The 17,671-nt window shown below is 54.1% G+C and carries 12 protein-coding genes; 7 read left to right on the top strand and 5 right to left on the bottom strand.

Going from position 1 to position 17,671, the window contains the following annotated elements:
• The first annotated feature begins 91 nt into the window (after window positions 1–91).
• The 3 genes from MLC70_RS14550 to MLC70_RS14540 all read left to right on the top strand — a co-directional run bounded on the left by MLC70_RS14550 (window position 92) and on the right by MLC70_RS14540 (window position 2,765).
• Window positions 92–1,237: a type II toxin-antitoxin system HipA family toxin gene (locus tag MLC70_RS14550; RefSeq protein ID WP_248184987.1), complete on the top strand. Its 1,146-nt coding sequence runs from the start codon at window positions 92–94 to the stop codon at window positions 1,235–1,237.
• Entirely contained in the window at window positions 1,230–1,517 is a 288-nt protein-coding gene (locus MLC70_RS14545; RefSeq protein WP_248184984.1) for a helix-turn-helix domain-containing protein, read from the top strand. The genes MLC70_RS14550 and MLC70_RS14545 overlap by 8 nt, the downstream gene beginning before the upstream one ends.
• Window positions 1,518–1,889: 372 nt before the next feature.
• Window positions 1,890–2,765 carry a hypothetical protein gene (locus tag MLC70_RS14540; protein ID WP_248184982.1) on the top strand — a complete coding sequence of 292 codons (876 nt, stop codon included), beginning with the start codon at window positions 1,890–1,892 and terminating at the stop codon, window positions 2,763–2,765.
• Window positions 2,766–2,776: 11 nt separating this feature from the next.
• On the opposite strand, the gene MLC70_RS14535 is transcribed toward MLC70_RS14540, so the two are convergent.
• On the bottom strand, window positions 2,777–8,227 hold the full coding sequence (locus tag MLC70_RS14535) for a site-specific integrase (protein WP_248184981.1): 5,451 nt from the start codon (window positions 8,225–8,227) through the stop codon (window positions 2,777–2,779).
• A 319-nt stretch (window positions 8,228–8,546) separates the two neighbouring features.
• Window positions 8,547–10,373: a CocE/NonD family hydrolase gene (locus tag MLC70_RS14530; RefSeq protein ID WP_248184979.1), complete on the bottom strand. Its 1,827-nt coding sequence runs from the start codon at window positions 10,371–10,373 to the stop codon at window positions 8,547–8,549.
• Between the two features lie 569 nt (window positions 10,374–10,942).
• Between MLC70_RS14530 and MLC70_RS14525 the strand changes: the two genes are divergently transcribed.
• The 3 genes from MLC70_RS14525 (at window position 10,943) to MLC70_RS14515 (ending at window position 13,592) form a co-directional block, all read left to right on the top strand.
• Window positions 10,943–12,013, top strand: coding sequence for an AraC family transcriptional regulator (locus MLC70_RS14525; protein ID WP_248184976.1), 1,071 nt, complete (start codon window positions 10,943–10,945; stop codon window positions 12,011–12,013).
• Window positions 12,014–12,030: 17 nt separating this feature from the next.
• Window positions 12,031–12,843 (top strand): SDR family NAD(P)-dependent oxidoreductase, encoded by an 813-nt coding sequence (locus MLC70_RS14520; protein WP_248184975.1) that lies wholly within the window; start codon window positions 12,031–12,033, stop codon window positions 12,841–12,843.
• Between the two features lie 191 nt (window positions 12,844–13,034).
• The gene (locus tag MLC70_RS14515; protein WP_248184974.1) at window positions 13,035–13,592 is read left to right on the top strand and encodes a hypothetical protein; all 558 of its coding nucleotides are present in this window, start codon (window positions 13,035–13,037) and stop codon (window positions 13,590–13,592) included.
• Window positions 13,593–13,666: 74 nt separating this feature from the next.
• Here MLC70_RS14515 and MLC70_RS14510 read toward each other — a convergent pair whose 3' ends face one another.
• The 3 genes from MLC70_RS14510 to MLC70_RS14500 are packed head-to-tail and all read right to left on the bottom strand — an operon-like array spanning window position 13,667 to window position 16,804.
• Window positions 13,667–14,149 (bottom strand): response regulator, encoded by a 483-nt coding sequence (locus tag MLC70_RS14510; RefSeq protein ID WP_248184973.1) that lies wholly within the window; start codon window positions 14,147–14,149, stop codon window positions 13,667–13,669.
• Window positions 14,142–16,046, bottom strand: a complete 1,905-nt coding sequence (locus MLC70_RS14505; RefSeq protein WP_248184971.1) for a sensor histidine kinase — start codon at window positions 16,044–16,046, stop codon at window positions 14,142–14,144. Before MLC70_RS14505 ends, MLC70_RS14510 begins: the two co-directional genes overlap by 8 nt.
• A 2-nt stretch (window positions 16,047–16,048) precedes the next feature.
• A complete protein-coding gene (locus tag MLC70_RS14500) occupies window positions 16,049–16,804 on the bottom strand; it encodes a helix-turn-helix transcriptional regulator (RefSeq protein WP_248184968.1) in 756 nt (251 codons plus the stop codon).
• A gap of 414 nt (window positions 16,805–17,218) precedes the next feature.
• Between MLC70_RS14500 and MLC70_RS14495 the strand changes: the two genes are divergently transcribed.
• Window positions 17,219–17,665 (top strand): fibronectin type III domain-containing protein, encoded by a 447-nt coding sequence (locus MLC70_RS14495; protein WP_248184966.1) that lies wholly within the window; start codon window positions 17,219–17,221, stop codon window positions 17,663–17,665.
• Window positions 17,666–17,671: the final 6 nt, after the last annotated feature.

The following is a 17,671-nucleotide window of genomic DNA, read 5'->3' as shown; positions in this document are numbered from 1 at the left end:
TGAATGCTCCCATGCCGCCCCGACTAGTGAAATTCAGGCTAAATCGCCAACTGGACAACTAGGCTGACAGAGGGGGGTCCCCGGACATTTGATGAAAGGGTATCCCCGAGAGCCGGTTGCCCCGGTGCTCCGAGACATCATTCCCCAGGGCGCCGGGCGACGGTATTTGCTCCGTCATTGGGACGTAACCGTGGATCCGGGCCCCTCCGTCGACTTCAAATTGCTCAGCGAAGGGTGCATCGCACCGATCGGCAACCTACGCATCAAGGAGGCCGCGGAGGCTTTCGAGGCCCAAGTAAAAGAGTCCAAAGTGACCTCGTTTACTATGGAGGACATCAGCGATCGAGGTGAGTACCTGCTGGAGTATGCCGACCAGCAGGGTTTGGTTGTCGCTGGCGCCACCGGTGCCGGCGGTGATGCGCCAAAACTGCTGGTCGTCCAGGCCCGGAACGGGGGCTTCTACCTGGAGGGGACTCTCTCGGAGCCTGAAATCGCCAATCACTGGCTGGTGAAGTTTCCCCGGGGGCGGATGACGCCGGAGGATCAGGACGTCCTGCGAGCAGAAGGGATATTTTACGAGGCCTTAGATCGGCTGGGCCAAAACACGATCCGGGGTGCCCATGTGGTAGAAGGCAGGGTCCCGGCATTGTGGCTGCCGCGATTCGATCGAGAGGTAACTCCGGATGGGATCCGGCGGTACGGAGTTGAATCGATGTACAGCCTGAACCGGATGGTCGGGGACGGAGCCCGGATGGAGCACCCGAAAGTCCTTTCTCGGCTGCGCGAGGCGATCACGCATCCGCCGGAGTTTGATGAAACCCTCTGTGAATACCTGGTGCGTGATGTCATCAACTACACCATCGGCAACAGTGACAACCATGGTCGCAACACCGCCCTGATAAAGCGCGACGGTAGAATCAGTCTGTCCCCGGCTTATGACTTGGCGCCCATGGTGCTCGACCGGGAGGCGATTGCCCGGACGACAGTCTGGCCGCTGGAGTACCGGCGCTCGGTCTACGAGCCAAACTATGACAAGATCATCCGGGACGTCGCCGAGGACCCGGAAATCACCCGGGCCCGATTCATTGCTGAGCTGGAAAAGCTCGTGAGCCTGAGGAAGGAGGTGCGGAGCCTAGGTGCGCCTCAGCGGATCCTGGGACATAAGAACATTGTTTTTGAGCGTCCGGAGAGGTACTTGGAAACTCTGAAGCGCGAGGCGGGAGGCGACGATGCCTAGAATGCCCCCAAAGTTTGAAGATCATGAGCGCGAGTCGGCCCAGGCCGATCTGGAAACGCGTATGCGGCACGGCAAGGTTACTGTGGGGGCCGCAGTGCGTGAGATTCGCCAGCGCTTTGTCGGTATCACACTGGCAGACTACGCTCGACTGTGTGGTCTGTCGAAAACTACCCTTATGAACATCGAGCGCGACGACCCCCGGGTCCTGCTCGAATCTGTCAAGAAGGCGTTGAAGCCACTGGGTTACGAGTTGTCTCTGGTGCCCGCTGAGGATCTATAGCGAAGGGGTCCCCAAGCGAGGGGTCCGAGGTCTTTACAAATTCCTGATGTAAAGAAGGGTGTTGGAGACTGCCTGATGACTATAACAACGGACAACGACCCCATGCATTCAGCGACGGCAGTTCGCCCGCTGCAGCTGAGGCAAACCTCAAAATACTGTCCGGGATTAGTTGACCACTACACAATCTCATCGGTTTAGAGCGGAAACGTCAACCATATGACCCACATTCACTGAACCTCAACGGCATCCGCCCAAATCTCGTCTGATCTGTGTTAAAAACCTTGGTTGTAAGTTGAGCATCAGCTGGTGCGCGATTGAGCAGACTCGGCCGATGCACGTGTGAGATGGGACTACCATAAAGGACGCGATGTTATGACCAGTCACAATTCTATCGAGACCTCAGACACCTCGATTCTCGTGCTGCATCCCCTGAGCGCGCCAAATGTAATTAACACCGATGGAGCATTAGAGTTTGAGGAGGAGAGAATGCTGGTGTTACCGGCACAACAGCAGCTGAAGGATGCAATGATAAGAGCACTTGCTGAGTTCGTCAGTTTTCGAAGGAAGTCCGTTTTCGCAATTAAGTCTCGATTTAGGGTTGAGTCTCAGGGCTTAACTGAATTTCCTGCTATTAATGTTGTTAGGCTTGATGGACCTGGAGTGACCCCAGACGAGGTGTCGTTGTTTCGTGCCGCGGGTCGGGTCATCCTCGGCTCTATGATTCTACAGCGCTCTCTGGGAGAGCAGGATATTAGCCATCTCTTCAGTGAAAAGGAGCGGTTGTTCTTAGTGGAGCAGGGGAATGTTATCGCCGCGAAGTTTGCGAATAGGTCGATTACGCAAGGCTTTAAGGTGAGATTTGGTGTCACCGACCTTGATGGGATTACCGTGCAGGGGGTTATGCCAGCACTGTCTTTGAAGCAGCGCGCACACGGAACTGTGGCGGGTATCTGTCGGCCGTTAGGGTTTGATGAACAAAAAGGCACGGCAATACTGTTGGTGACGGAAGCTGCAAATGATGAGGAGCCAGAGTCAAACGAAAGTAAGGAACAGCTTACAGGTCGAATTGAGGTCGTATGCCATAATCTGAGCCTGTTCCGCACATTAGCGCTTGCTTATGCGAATCGGAACCTCGTTGAGTTTAAGGCTCTCAGTCAGCCAGAGGCGAGAAAAAAGAAACCTGTGTTTACGCTGCTGGAATTGCTGGAGATAGCCGCGAATGACAAGGATGATTTTAAACTTGAGTGAGCCTGCTGGAGTTAAGGTGGCTGTGACAGAGGACCGGTCCGCGGGCAGTAAGCTGCAGCAACAGAAAGATAAGCCAACACCAATTCAAAACCGTCATGGAGGGGACCTAACGCCGGCTTTGCCAGAACAAGGCCGGCGTAGGATCTTCCCCTCCCAAAGGCTGTACTGTAATCCTCATTGAAAGTATCTAACTGAATTAACGTGCCCTTCACTGGTTCGAACTGACCTGCGCGCAGCAAATTCTGAGCCCGTTGCATATTGTCAGGCTTGCTCTTGATTACGGCCATATAAGTGGTTTTCGGCAACTCAAAACAGTCGACCACGAGGCGAAGGAGGTGAGACTCCTCGGGCAGGTTCATGAGCAAATGGCCGTTTCTGCCAACAAGATTGGACGCCTGATCTAATGAGGGTAGAACAGGAGATTCGGTAAGCTGAGATCTCGGAGGCAGCGCCTCAGTGAGCTTCAACAGCCTTGGCCAGACGCCTGCGGGGCGTGATTTGAGAAGGAATTTCGGTAGGGACTTCCCGTAGACGTATGCCTTCTTACCTTTTTTAGGATCAAATACCTTAAAGCGAATACCCGCGTTGATTCGATCAACCAGGGTTTCAACGTCTGCCAACTCCCCGGGCTCGAGTCGCAACAAGTACTCTATGCGGTGCGTATTGTAGCCGAGGGCTAGCAGCCGCAAGGCCTCAATCACAATTAAAGGCGTCAGTTCGACTTTTTTGGAGAAGATCGTCTGCAAAACGTCCTGATCCGGCGGAGTTTCAACGGACCACGTGTCAATTTGAATTGCGTTTGGAATGGTGCTGGCATAATGGGATTTGACCGGGGTGAGTGCGTCCGCCCACTCTGTGAGAAGGTGATTGTATGAGCGCAACTGCGTATGCGGAGTTTGGTGCCCCAGCGCCCGGCCGATTGCCATCGTACATCTTCGCGATGGAAGCTCGCTTTGTCCCAGCAAGATATGCTGGATGGCTTCGACATCAAAGGGCTGACACAAATCGTTAGCCAGCGGCGATTCAATCCCAAACAGCGCAGTGGTCAATATATTACAGAAGACGTGCCGTGCCTGGTGGAGACTCATCCTTGGATTGCCGGTAGCAACCTTCAACGCTTTGGCAATTTCCGAAGGGATCGACCGTGCATAGGGCGTTAGGGCTCCGTCATGATCCCCGAGAACGGGTTTGTTAGTGACATCCCCGAAGCGGGTTGTATAGCGAGTAAGTAACGTTTCAACCAGTGTCCGCTCGATCTCTGAGAGCTGGAACATCAATGGTATGGCGCGTCGGCTGTTCGTTGTGTTCTTCAAGGATCGAATGCTGTTGCTTTGGACCAATACCCAGGTCAGTCTGCCTGATTGACACCAATCGGAACGCAGCAACCCTAGGGCTTCTTGTGCTCGAAGACCAAACCGAAAGGCCAGTAACAGAACGAAAGCAGCCTGCGTACCAAGGTCTTCGTCCTCCGAGTCTGGATGCAGCAGTATCCGGAGCGTCTGAAAATACTCTGCTTCTGAAAACAGTCGGGGACGAACCGACCGTTGCGAGCTACCGACATCGAGCTCATCCCAATCCGGAGCGGAGACGCCGCGCTCGCCGGCCCAGTTAAAAAAGTCGATGAGACGGGCAGAAAAATACTGAAGATCCGTCTGTTTTTCCGTATGCCGAGAAAGCATCTTGGCGCAAAGTTCAGTGACTTCTTCTTCGGACATGATCATCAAATCCGCGCTTGAGGCTAATCCACTGAAAGCACCAGATAATGCGCTCAGGTAACGTTTTAAAGAATTGGCTGCATAGGGTTTGTGAGCACGATTGCGTCTTCCTTTGCCCCTTCGGATCCGGTAAGAGACCCAGTAACCGACCATTAAAACGGCACTGCTGACTCCATGAGCACTGGCTCTACAGAAACGGTCAATTTTTTTGGCAAGTTCCAGTGATGTGCTTTTAGTGTACTGATTCAGAATGTCATGCAGCGTTCGGAAAAACGCTTTTGACGAATCATAGAATTCCTCCGGGTAATGGGCAGAGGCCATGGCCGGAATGTTCGGTAAAGTTTCCAGCTCAGGAATTGGGTCTTCCAAGGTATTTCCTAGTTTTTTGTAGCGAAGTCCCTCGGTGAGCCGCAGGTAATCGTATAAACAGACGCTGGTAGGAGGACTCCTTTCACTCAGGGCGCCAGCGATAATTCCGGGCAGTTCGAGAATATTAGCTTGCTCGACGACTTTATGTAGGGACATAAAAACACTGGCTAAAGTCGTGTCTGAAGCTTTGTTTCCATGTTCAGGCCAGGCGATCTGTAGAAGTTGGAGAAGCGACTGCAAGGGCTTCGGGCAGGGTATTTGCGCAAGGTCCTTTGTGTCCTTGATCCCCAGTCCTCGCGTTAACAGACGACCCGTGGTGTGATCAATCTCGTGACGCTGAATGGGTTGATCTAAGTTGTCAGGTTCCAACGCCTCACTGTATTCTAGGTACACGTGGTGCTTGTGTTGGATCACTCGATAATTGAGGCCCTGAATCAGATCCTCGAGCAGCTGTGAGTAAGAAATTCGCTTTTCGATTGCAATGAGGGCTGCGGCGAGCGCCAACCCGTTGGATTTCGACAGTCGGGTCTGTCGGATAGTTTGTTTGGTTTCGCTTGCCCAACGCTTGAGCTCAGGCATCACCTGCAGCGCCCGGGGGCTGGAGCTCCTGCACAGCGAGCGCTCAACCCCAATCTGTGCCGGTCGGCGGCGGATAAACTGCCTTGCATGGGGTCCTTCAGCCTCAAGCCACTGAATCAATATTTCCATCCGGATGGCTGCGCGTGGTTGTGGCAGTCCGTTCTCGCGCAACAGCATTCTTCTCACCAGGTCGTCAACATAAGCTTGTGTTAGCTGCTCATCTTTATTGAGCGGATTAGCTTTTAGAGCTAGATCCAGATCCTTCCGGGCTAACGAGCGAGCTTGATCACGAGATCGCAGTCGCTCCCGGTGACGTTTCGCCTGACCAAAGAGCATCGGCTCACTGTAGTTGGCTGCATCCGGCTGAAGCTGGATCTCGGCCTCGGACAACACGCTCGGTGGGACCTCAAATCCAAGTCCTTCAAAGCATTCATTGACCACGTGGCGATATCGTTTGGCATCATCTTTCCAGCATCTTGGTGAATGGTCACTGTAGGTGGTTACCCCTCGTTCTCCGTGTCCCATCCATCCATCAATAACCTCCGGGTTTACATCACGTCTTGCTAACTGCTGGGAAAATCTGTGGCGAAATAGATTCCGTGGCAATGTCCATTCGAATAGATCGGCTCCCGGTACGCTCGTATCGTTAAGAGAATGCCAAGAGCCTGACCGATCCAGAAAGAAAAACAGTGGTAAGAAGTTGGATGTTCCTTGCAGTACCTGTTCAATACGATCAGCTAGTCCGGTGTCTTGAATTGCCAGCATATCTCGGAGTTTTCGAAGGTGATCACAATACGTGTTGACAATCTTCCAGGCTCTATCGGCCAGAGGAATCATTCGACCACAGTGAAGACCATCGTCTGTTTTATCATTAATAAAGACCGAAGGAGGCCTGTCACAAAAGTAGCTCAAACACTCGAAGGGTTCGGAAAGATGACGGCACCCGGTGGCAGCATAAAGGGCGGTTACAGTGTATTGCACCAGATTATTGTGGAAAGTGATTGGATCGCTGTTGATGCTTTGAAAAAGGCGTTTCGTGCCTTTTTGGATTTCTTCGACCAGTATCGACTCCAATGGCGCCAATAGACTCCCTAGCAGGTTAATCCTTTCCGCGCCTTCGGATGTGTTGTTTACCGGTAACGCAAAGCCACTTTGAACTTGTCTGATATCCCAGTTGGCGTAGCCGCAAGCTGCTGGAAGGGCGGAGCGGGGGTGAGCGGAAATCAAGCGTGCGAGCGAGTGATCGCCGTTTATCTCAAACACCCGCTGAGATTGAGCGTGCGCGAGTTTTGCGCTGGAGAGTCTCGGAAAGTGCTTGCGTGCGTGTTGTCCGAACCATGTTTTCAAAAGAAGAGGACACGCTAATGCCCATAATCGTCTCAGTGATGACGTCTCTCGATGTTGCTGAGTAGCTTGTTGGAGAATTTCATGAATCTGCACAGGGAGAGTGATGCGAAGAGGTTCTTCAAATGGCTCGATGAGAGACTTATCCGCCTTTGGGGGATACCAGGAACTGTGTCGTCGGGGTGGCTTGCGCTTCGCTGTGACAAGATCGCTGGAGAGGCTCCACTCAGCCTGCACTTCGTCGGTGATCTCGAACTCCAATACGAATTCTAGTGATCGTCCAAAGTTCAGTGCCAGCCATACCAAGGCTCCGCCCAGTCTTTCCCCAGGTTCGTCGTGAATCAGTGTCTCTGCAAGCCATTGCTCGAGAGGGTCGATCTCAGGAGGGAGTGGTTTATCCCATGACCATGGCAGATAGTGTGATAGCTCTGATGTTTGCATCAGAATACTGCGGCCTGTGAGTTGCTGCTGTTCTGGCGTCTCTCCTGGGTCTACGTCGAACAGTATCAGCTGTTCGAGCTCATCTTCATCGGCTGAGTCACTCTCGCTATCTGAATAAGCCAGAATCTGAGGTGAACTAGAGCGCTCGTCCAGAATTAGGTGATGGTCAGAACTTGTGATGAGTCCGGCGAAGGATGGCTTGAAGAGGTTGGCAGCGTTGTGAACAGTGGTTGGATTTCGCTGACCTTCGGCTACTCGTTGGATGGCTTTGACTAATAAAAGTTGTTTACGGTTGCCGCCGTCTGAATATCGCGCTAACGACTGTGTTGCAGCGTGCCGTATCGCAAGGGTGAACTGTTCATATGAATAGCGATCTGAAGGGCATTCCCGCAGAGACATCTCAAGAATTGAGTCTATCACCCCCCATTTGCTGTTCTCGCCGGATAAGCTGAGCGCGCTGGCTACCTGCTGTATTTGGCTGTCATAGAAACAAGAATGTTCGACCATCCGAGCAATGGCCTGCACGATGAGCCAGATTCTGAGAGTTCTGCGGAGGTGATCCAGCGCGCCAGAGCCGGATATGGCCAGCGGGTGCACGATCATTTCGAGCAGGAAATGTTGGTGCTTGATATCGGCCCCCGCAGCACGGAGGGTGTTCTTGGTATTACCCCTTGATACGCCCTGAGGAATGCCAGCGAAGGCGGAAGATATTTCGGTGCTTTTACCGTAGGCAGTTATCAGTCGGTTCAGTTGGTAGATATATAGATTTTCGGTCCATTGGGTTAATATGCGCACTGAATCTGAGCTGGACAGCTCGCGAGAGAGATTTCCGATAATGGTAAAGTTTTCGTTGAAGCCAAACGTAAGTGCAACGGCCTCAAAGATTTCGGAGACATTCTGCTCATCCGCCCACGTTTTGATCGCCTCAAAATGTGGTCCTCGGAGCCTTAAGGTCAAATCGTCGTCGACAGGTTTCTTGATTTGGTGCCTATTCAGCTTGTCGTTCTCTGCCATTAATACACCTAGATTCCAAAGCGTTTCACTCTCTGGAATCTAGTTCAAGCATCAATTTATGGCAATTTTTATGATCCTGGCACAATAAAAGTGGGTTTAACCCATCAGTCTCATAACCGTCGTAGGTTCGAATCCTGCCCCCGCTACCATATAAGAGAAAGGCGGATCAGTAATTTACTGATCCGCCTTTTTTCGTTTGGGCGTTAGAAATTGCAGTGAAAAACGTGCCACACCCCCGAACCCCAGTCGCCTCCTCCGGAGTCACCAAAGCTCGCAGATGGCGGGCTTTGGTGTTTGTTTCAAACTTTAAATGCCATCTTTAAGGTAGTTGCAGGTTGTCCACTGGCACCACAGGTAGCGTCAGGCTGGATGGTGTTTCTGGCCCTGTGTGCAAGGTCATTACGCCGAGCAGAGAAGGGACCAGCGCGGTGAGCAGTGGTGGAACTCCCTGTGCAACGTTGCTGGTATTTACCGATACCAGCAGGGAACTGCCGGGTGGCACCCAAACACTGCTGGGAAAGATTTCAACCGAGACTTTCCGGATCTCACCGGGGGTCAGCGGGGAACGATCGCTGGCCCGATAGGTGTGCCAGGGTTGAAGCATTTCTCCATTCACAAAGCGCGACCGGCTCTCATCGACGGAATGCATGCTGGCTGTAAGCAAGCCGTTCGTTATGGGCTGAGTGGTCCCGTCGGGATCAAGAATGTCGAGCCTGACTGAGAGTTGAACATCGCTGGCGGTGGTTGATACCCAAAGGTCTGCCTGCATGGGGCCGTTCAGGTAGATTCCGTCGTCAATCGCTGGCAGTTCAAACTTCAGCGCCGCCAGTTCTGAGGTTCGGTTATCCTCCAGGCAGGGCAGGGGTATCAGGCCGGTCAGGCCTGCGGTCCACTGGGTGGTGCTGAAGGAACACAGTCCGTTGAGTGGCTGTTGAAGTGTGCTCTGCTCTCCGCCATCTGCTGGCAGGTCCAAGCTCATAGCGCCATCGCTGTCCAGAAAGAAGCGTTCGGCCCGCAGTTCCGGATGCGGCCAGTTTGTCGCTGTCTCGTAGCGTTCTAATCCAAGCACGTATTGCGTTACGTCTGGCTGGTCGTCAACGCCAGTATCCAGGCCCATGACATATTCGTCGAACCACTGTAAGCGCAATACATCGAGAGTCGGTACGCCATCTCTGGGCAAGCCGTTGCTGGGGACTCCGGCGGCTTCAATGTGCGTCCAGGGTCCGATGAGCAGTTTGGTGGGCACCCGGCCATTAAGTCGCTCAAACCACAGGGGTTCACTGCGCTGAAAAAGGTCGAACAGCCCGCCGACCACGAAGGTGGGGACATTGATGTCATCCACACCCTCCATCGGCGAGCGAATTTCCCAGAACCCTTCATCGAAAACGGTTTCCTCTTCGCCAAGCAGAGCTTTGAGGATGGTGGGCACCTGAAAGTCGAGAAGGGCGCCGGTCAAACGATCCGGAACAGCCCCCAGGAAACTGGCGGGATCGGTGGCCAGTAATTCCACGGGGAGTAACCCAAGGCCGGTTACCAGAGCCATCCAGGAAGGGATGAAGGTCGCGTTGACGTTGCCACCGGTGAATACAATGTCCCGGTAGCCATCACCGATCGGTACGATGGGGAATGAGGCTTTCACCGCCGGATGATTGTGTTGTGATGTCAGGATCGCCGTTATACCGAGGTAGGAAATGCCTTCCAGTCCGATGCGATCAAGCGCCCACGGTTGCTCCACCACCCATTCGACCACCTCAAGGTAGTCCGCTTGCTCCCGATCGCCGAATGCTTCCCAGTTGCCGGCGGAGTTGCCCGTGCCTCGAACATCGACCACAACATGAGCGTATCCGCGGGTCACCAGGAATTCATTCGCGCCCCCTACCTCCGGCACGAACTGACCAACCGACGTGTTATAGGACGTTTGCGTCAACACCACCGGAAACGGTCCGGGTTCTGGGTTGTTGGCACTGAAACCGGGCAAGGATACCTTTACGAACAATTTGGTACCGTCTGACATGGTGATCGTCTGGTTCGGCAGCGCCACGGTATGGGTAAAGCTCGGTGGCCGATCGTACATTTGCCACTGCGTGGGCTCGGGGTTGCCCACGGAGACCAGCTGCGCCTCGGTATTGCGGCTGCCCAGAGTCATTAACTCTCTGCGAGACTCTGTTGACTCGTTATCGACCACTGGGGGGCGTACTTCGGGTTGAGCCGTTGGATCCGTGGCTACTGAGGCCGGCTCTGAGGAACCACCACAGGCAGCTAAGGCGAGCGACAGGGTGGCGACCCAGGCGATATTGATTGTTTTTATGGTCTTTGTCATGGAGCCCTCAACAGGATTCGGAGTTACGTGACGACTTGTCATTTTAAGCCGTCAGTCATATGGCACATTGGCTAGAGTGCCGTGGGCCTGTGTCAGGGTGGCGTTGCTCGCGTTGGCGGCTGGACAAACATGATGCCCGGCTGTGAATACTCTGCCCGCAGCAGCAGCGTCGTCTCCGGAGTCCGTTAACGAATTGGATCCCGGATGATAGAGCATAATGATGAGCGTACCGGTCTTTGCACTCCCCAGTTTGTCCTAAAATGTTTATCGGTGGTCCCAAGATGTGATGGTCAGTTTGTCCACATGTCCAGTATTGTGCATGGAATGTACACATTATTGGCTTGCCGGGTCTGGCCCTGGTCCGGATTTCAATGATTGGGAAGAGCGGTCTCGGTATGCAATCAGACATTGAGGATGGTGGCGTCAACGACGATGGGGGGCGGGTGCAGGCCGGCCTCTTGCAGAACCTGGTGATCCTGGCCGAGCAGTTCGGTTTATCTTACAGCACCCTGTTAGGTGACGCCGGGCTGAGCCCTCAGGCCCTGGCGGATCCGAACCGGATGGTCCCCATGCGGTACGTTCAGCAAGTACTCGATGCGGGTGTCAGGCGCACCGGCGATGATCTCCTCGGGCTGCATTTATCGGAGTTGACTCAGCCCGAAAGTTTCGGGGTGGCTGGCTACATCGTGCGGGCCTGCGGATCGCTTCGCGAGGTGATTGAGATGTGCATGCGGTATGAGCACCTGGTGAGCAGTGTTGGCAGTACCTCGTTTGATGTCAGGCCCGGACAGGTTGCCTGGACCTGGAAACTGACTACAACCAACCCGGTGTTTCGGTTGCAGGCGGTGGACTACATGTTAGGCAGTCTCGCCACGGTGAGGGGGCACCTACCGAACGTAACCCACTGGGATTTCGACTGCGTGCGGCTCCGTCGAAGGGCGCCAGAACTCGCTGACCAGATCCGGGAATATGAGCGGGTGTTCCGTTGCCCGGTGTATTTTGATCAGCCAATCGATGCGCTGGTATTCCCACTGGCGGCGTTGGACGCACCGCTGTTGCATGCCAACAGCGCCATGCGCGATGTCTTGGAGAGCCATGCCCGGTTCCTCGAAAGCAAACAGCCCGAACCTGATTTTCTCGGTAGCGCCCGCGCCATTCTGAAAACGATGGTGATGCGCGGGAAGCCCTCCCGGTCTGTGTTGGCAAATGCCATGGGTATGAGCAGCCGTCACCTCCTGCGCCGCTTGACCGATGCAGGCAGCAGCTATCGAGCCTTGTTGGGTGAATTGCGTGAGGAGATGGCGAGGAACCTTCTTCTGGAAAGTGACGAGAGTATCGAAACCATTGCGCATCGCCTGCAGTACACCGAAAGCCAGTCGTTTATACGATGGTTCAAGGCGTGTCATGGGGTGACTCCCGCCCGGTTCAGGCAGCAAGCAGCCAATCAAGGCAATGACGGCAATTAAAAGAGGTAAAGAACGGTATGGACTGGAATCAAAGGCAGGTGCTGGTAACCGGTGGTGGCAGTGGTATTGGGCGTGAAATGGTCATCATGCTTCACGCGATGGGGGCAAGAGTGGCAACGGCGACTCTGGACCCGGATGAACTGGATTCATTGCAGGCCGAACTGGGCAGCGGTCCCGGCGAGTTCATTCCCATCCAGATGGACCTTACGGCTGACGACGCTGTGGAAGCGTTGATTCAGCAACTTGATGATCAGGGTTTCAGTGTGGAAGTACTGGTGAACAACGCCGGAACGGGCTTGCTGGGCAATCACACGGAACTGGACACAAAAAGCGTGCGCAAGGCGCTGATTCTCAACGTTCAGGTGGTCACTGAACTGGTGGCCCTGGTTGCCCGGCGGATGATAGAGAACGGAGTGAAGGGACACATCCTCAATGTCGCCTCCATTGGTGGTTATGTTCCGGTGCCGAAACTGGCTGCCTACGCCGGTAGCAAACATTATGTGATTGCCTTCACTCACGCCCTGGCTGATGAGCTGGCGACCCATGGGATTTATGTGGGCATGCTCTGCCCGGGAATAACCCGCACCAAGATCTACGATGCCATGGGATTATCGTCCGAGCAGCACAGCCGTGGATCCATCAGCTCGCTCGCCGACCTGGTGGCGATGGACGCAACGCAGGTTGCGGAGTGTGGAGTTCGGGCCATTGAGAAGCGGCAGCGGGTGGCGTTGCCAGGGTGGAATAAACTGGTTCCTGCCTCCGCTCTCTTCCCTCAACAGTTTGTTTCGCGGATGCTTCACGGGGTTGTGGGCAAACGTTCCGCCCGTTAAGCGGAAGGGGCAGTGACGCTGCCGGTTCTCGATACATGGCATTTACGCTAAGGCCGTGTATGCTGATTGGCATACACGAGGCTATGCTGATCGGCAGATTAACGGGCGAAAACTCATGCGTACGATTGGATGTGTTCAGGGGCTACTGCCAAAGCAGCTCTTTCTTCTAATCGTCAATGAGGTAAGTCGCCATGAGAAATACCATTGTTAATCGTCACGCGTTGAGTCTGACTGCTATTGCTGCCGCAGTCGCATTTTCTGCCACCGCATCGGCAGACATTACCGAAGCGGAGGTGGTTTCTGCCCAGAAAGCGTGGGGCGATGCTGTGGTCATGCTGTCGGCGCACTTCGATGAGGGGGGCGTAGAGAAGGCCCGGAGCTCCGCCCGCGAAGTCATCGATGCAGCCTACGGTTACAATATGGGGCCTGTGCTGTTCAAGCCTACCCTCGCGCCGATCCCGCAGAACATTCGGCTTACTGCCGATGGTGCTCTCGCGTATTTTGTCGGTCACGATGACAACTACCCTGAGGACAGTGGCTTTGGCATTAAAGGCTGGACCAAGGTGGAGTTTGAGAACGCAGCGATTCACTTCGCGGGCCCGGTCGCTTTGACGATGGGTAACGTGCATTTCACAAACACAGATGGTTCGATCACTACGGTTGATAAATCCTTTGGCTATCAGCGTGATGACGAAGGAAACCTTCGTATCGTTCTCCATCATTCGTCTCTGCCATTCGGTAATCAGTAATCTGTTTACCCTGGCTCTCCGTCACGGTCATACTCCGGTGCAGTAGTGTAAGAGTGAGGGCAGGTTTCGGAGAGTCAGTCGCTTGGTGAATGTTTGGTCCATGGTCGGATTTTAGAGATATCCGGAGAGTCTCCGATGGCTCTGAGCCGTCGGTAGAGGTGTCGCGTTTCCAGAAGATTCCAGACCCGCAACACCACTTCCATCCGATCGAATGGTTTGGTGAGAAAGTCCGATGCGCCCATGGACAGCGCCCGGTAACGCGCTTCCTTGGTAATGTCGGCGGTGAGAACGATAACCGGAATCCACTCCTGATCGCGCAAATCATCGATTAGGCTCAGTACACTGAATCCGTCGATATCCGGCATTCGCAGATCCAGTAAAATGATGTCCGGTCGGAAGCCCTGTATCAGAGAGGAGGCGCGCCGAGCATCGATGGACGAGAGCACATTTTCGAACCCTTCCTCCGCAAACAGGTCCTCAAGTAGTTCGAGGTTGGCAGGCTCATCATCAATGATCAGCAGTCGGCTTTGCTGAATGTTATTAGGCTGTTCAGACATAATCCATTTCCTGAATTAGGCGCCGCATGCGTCTCGCCGTAATTGGGGCGGCGAGCCATAGTATGCTCTTCTGGTCACAATGGGGCGGCGGTTCCGCGGTGATGTAAAGCCGTTTCGTGATCATCAGATTCTCAGGCAATGTCAGCCTTTGAGGGGGGATGTCAGTCAGCAGAAAACACGGCTCTGTCAAAGATATCGACCGCCAGTCCAATTGCGAAGACACAACCACGCATTGGGCCCGAAAGCGAGCAGCCAGCGTTTCTGCAAGCATCAGGAATTCCGGGTCCTGAACCATCAGGATCCAGGGAAGCGGTGAGTGTCTGGTCTTTTGTAATTGATTGGAGAGAGTGGCGCGATGTGGCTGTTGCGAGGGCTTATGCGACTCGGTTGCGCGGCGATCCAATAGCAGCCAGAGAACAAAATCGCAGCCGCCCCCGGGGGCCGCTCGGTAATCAAGGCGCCCCCCCATTTGTTCTGCCAGGGAGCGGCTGATGGCGAGCCCAAGCCCCACGCCCTCCCGGTTGCTATCAAGACGGTTGAACGGACTGAACAGCCCTTCTTCGAGACCCGCGGTGATGCCCGGGCCGCTATCGGTTACGATGAGCTCAACACTCTCTGCGGACTTCCCGTTCATTATCCTCCAGCGCACGGTAACGTGTGTTGCCGGGGGCGTAAATTTGATGGCGTTGTCCATAAGGTTGATCAGGATCTGCACCAGTCGCTGTGGATTCGCCATCGCCAGGACGACGCCATCGTCGATGACATTCAATGTGACCGCCTTCGCCTGAGCGCGACTTGAGACGATATCCCGCGCGGTGAAAACGGCTTCATGGATAGAGGTTGGGTGCAATGGAATGGCCATATTGCCACTTTCCAGTTGAGATAGATCCAGAAGATCGTTTACTAATTGAAGCAGGTGCTCCGCACTACGACGGATGATAGTGATATGTCTGTTGTTCTCAGGGGACCGAGCTGTGCCCTGCAAAAGTTCACTGAATCCAAGAATGGCGTTCAGTGGAGTCCGCAATTCATGGCTCGTGCGGGACAGGAACTCGGTTTTGGCCTGGTTCGCCTCTTCAGCGAGCTCCCTTGCACAGCGCAGCTCCTCCAGCTTTTGGTCGAGAATTACACCCGTTTGAACAACCAGGCTGTCAAGTTCCGCCACCTCATCCTGATAGCCACCACTGAACGACCTTAAGGGTATTCCACGGCCTATGTTCACTGCGTTGTCACGAATGCGGCGGACGCGTCTGATCAAGTCCCTGGCAAACCATTGAGCAAGGATTGCAGCCAGAATGACAGCGGCCAACAGCGTGCTGAAAATGATCCGTTGGCTGGATTGGCGCGCTTGTTTAAGGTCTTGTTGCAAGGCAGCGATAATCTGGTTCTCGCGTGTCTCCATTTCGGCGATGCGCGTGCGAATCTGATCCAGCAATAACTTGTTATCGAGAGAGTATTCTCGTACCCGGCCGGAGGACTCAGTGAGGGGAGAAGACTGCAACTTCTCGAGGTTAGCGAGTTTCACAGTAACGAGCGCCGAAATTTCCGACAGACTTTGACGCTGCGTCGGATCTTTCAGGTCCGTCTCGAGTTCACTTAAAGATTTTTTTAACAGACCCGCGGCTCGTTGATAGGGCGCCAGAAAGGTTTCATCCTGAGTCAGAATAAAGCCTCGCACGCCACTGGCAGCTTCGGCCAGCGCTGCATGCACCGCATGAATTTGTCCGAGTGCGCGAAGACCGCGCTGCAACTCATCTTCCGCCTCTCGATTGAACGCGAGAACCTTGACCATAACGAGAAGTACAACGGCGGCAACCATTAATGGGATGAGAAGGGCAATCAGGCTCCGACGTTTCAGGTCCCATCCGTGCCAGAACCTTGTGGTTTTCAGCGGCATATCTAGAGTCCTGAGTTACCTAAATTCAGCTCCACTGCGCGGGCAGCCGCATGGGATCGGTCCTCAAGCTGGAGTTTATTGAGAATACGCTCCACATGAGTCTTGACGGTTCCCGGAGCAATGCCCAGTGTTGTGGCGATGCGTGAGTTGCTCATGCCGCGCGGCAGTAGGCTCATTACCTCTTTCTCCCGGGGTGATAGCAAACCCAGATCATGACTTTGGGCGCGGGCTGACGTTGCGGGTTGGGGTTTTTCGTGGCCAATCCGGCCAGCAAGAAGTGCTGACAGAATCGTCATTAGCTGATGATCACGTTCTCCAGGTGCAGGCTGATCTGCATATCCCGCCATTGCCAAGACTCCCACGACTCGCCCCCGAAGAATGATTGGAATCAGCCATTCGAATCCGGGATCCAGAGAATAGAAAAGCCATGCTTTTTCCGGTGTGTGTCGAACAAAAGGTTTACACGGCCATTTCAGAAACGGGGCCAGAGCCGCTCTGACAGGTTGTCGTGATGCGGTAATGGCGGCGCCGCCAAGTGACTCGAGCGCTCGCAGGCGCCCAGATTGATAGCCTAAAAGCACGGCATGAGGCGCGCCAAAATGGTCGGCAATGGTTGCTAACAGTTTTTGTTGGTCGTCATCCCTCGGCGATTGCATCAGCTGAATACAGCTTTGCAGGCACTGCAGGTGCCGTTCAGAGAGTCCTGCTGCGCGGTAGGCGGCCCGCAGCGCGGTCGCCGTCGAATCGAGTTCAGGCATGGTTCGCAAAATGTGGCTGGAGACTGAACATTATACGCCGCTTCGTGAGCAAGAGCCCATGTTCATGGGTGGGGTTGAGGCCACATAGCTCAGTCGGATCGCCTGACAGCACACGGGCGGCTGGGTAGCTGTGCCGACGTGAAAAGGCTTTTTTTATTATAATAGGTTATTAAAAACATCCGATTTTTCAGCGATCTTGGTTACATCGCTTTGTAGCTTTGTATCCAACAACCGCACGATTCCTGTCCGTTACGTAAAACCCCTTTTTCATTCAAGGCCTTGATGCCTTTCATTACTTATTAGTGTCGAAAAATTGACCATTTTGTAATTAGGAAGATGAGGCCGGTCACGCCGATACTTGCCCACGTTTTATACAATTTCACAAATACGACGAAATAATGGTGGGTATATATCATGAAGCGCGTCAACGAAATGTCAAAGGCATGGATCGCCGCGTTGTTTACCGGAATCATTCTCACAGGCTGTGGGGGTGGTTCTTCAGGTGGGAGCGCCAGTTCTGGTGATTCCGTCAAGACCGAGTCGCCGGCATCTGACGGTACTGTCGTATCTTCGGTTGTGGGTGCACCGGGTGACCGCACCGCGGCGTTGAACTGGAATGCGCCGATGTCACGGGTCAATAACGAATCTTTGAAGATGGGTGAGCTGGCAGGTTATGTCATCAGCTACGGAAAGGACCCTGCCGAGATGACAGAATCGATCCGTATCGATAGCGCCGCCACTATGGAGTACACCGTCAGCAACCTGGACAGCGGTACCTGGTATTTCACCATTCAGGCAGAAGACGTGGATGGTTTGATCAGTGAGCCTGCCGGGATCGTGAGTAAGCAGATCCGGGGCTGATCCCGG

Origin of the sequence: Marinobacter goseongensis, assembly GCF_023156235.1 — a bacterium.
GTDB classification, from domain to species: domain Bacteria; phylum Pseudomonadota; class Gammaproteobacteria; order Pseudomonadales; family Oleiphilaceae; genus Marinobacter; species Marinobacter goseongensis.
This window is presented reverse-complemented; position numbering and strand designations above follow the sequence as displayed.

What these genes read in the sequence shown, in the direction of transcription:
- MLC70_RS14550 (WP_248184987.1), top strand. Translation starts at nt 92, where the DNA reads ATGAAAGGGTATCCCCGAGAGCCGGTTGCCCCGGTGCTCCGAGACATC.
- MLC70_RS14545 (WP_248184984.1), top strand. Translation starts at nt 1,230, where the DNA reads ATGCCTAGAATGCCCCCAAAGTTTGAAGATCATGAGCGCGAGTCGGCC.
- MLC70_RS14540 (WP_248184982.1), top strand. Translation starts at nt 1,890, where the DNA reads ATGACCAGTCACAATTCTATCGAGACCTCAGACACCTCGATTCTCGTG.
- MLC70_RS14535 (WP_248184981.1), bottom strand. Translation starts at nt 8,227, where the DNA reads ATGGCAGAGAACGACAAGCTGAATAGGCACCAAATCAAGAAACCTGTC.
- MLC70_RS14530 (WP_248184979.1), bottom strand. Translation starts at nt 10,373, where the DNA reads ATGACTCTGGGCAGCCGCAATACCGAGGCGCAGCTGGTCTCCGTGGGC.
- MLC70_RS14525 (WP_248184976.1), top strand. Translation starts at nt 10,943, where the DNA reads ATGCAATCAGACATTGAGGATGGTGGCGTCAACGACGATGGGGGGCGG.
- MLC70_RS14520 (WP_248184975.1), top strand. Translation starts at nt 12,031, where the DNA reads ATGGACTGGAATCAAAGGCAGGTGCTGGTAACCGGTGGTGGCAGTGGT.
- MLC70_RS14515 (WP_248184974.1), top strand. Translation starts at nt 13,035, where the DNA reads ATGAGAAATACCATTGTTAATCGTCACGCGTTGAGTCTGACTGCTATT.
- MLC70_RS14510 (WP_248184973.1), bottom strand. Translation starts at nt 14,149, where the DNA reads ATGTCTGAACAGCCTAATAACATTCAGCAAAGCCGACTGCTGATCATT.
- MLC70_RS14505 (WP_248184971.1), bottom strand. Translation starts at nt 16,046, where the DNA reads ATGCCGCTGAAAACCACAAGGTTCTGGCACGGATGGGACCTGAAACGT.
- MLC70_RS14500 (WP_248184968.1), bottom strand. Translation starts at nt 16,804, where the DNA reads ATGCCTGAACTCGATTCGACGGCGACCGCGCTGCGGGCCGCCTACCGC.
- MLC70_RS14495 (WP_248184966.1), top strand. Translation starts at nt 17,219, where the DNA reads ATGAAGCGCGTCAACGAAATGTCAAAGGCATGGATCGCCGCGTTGTTT.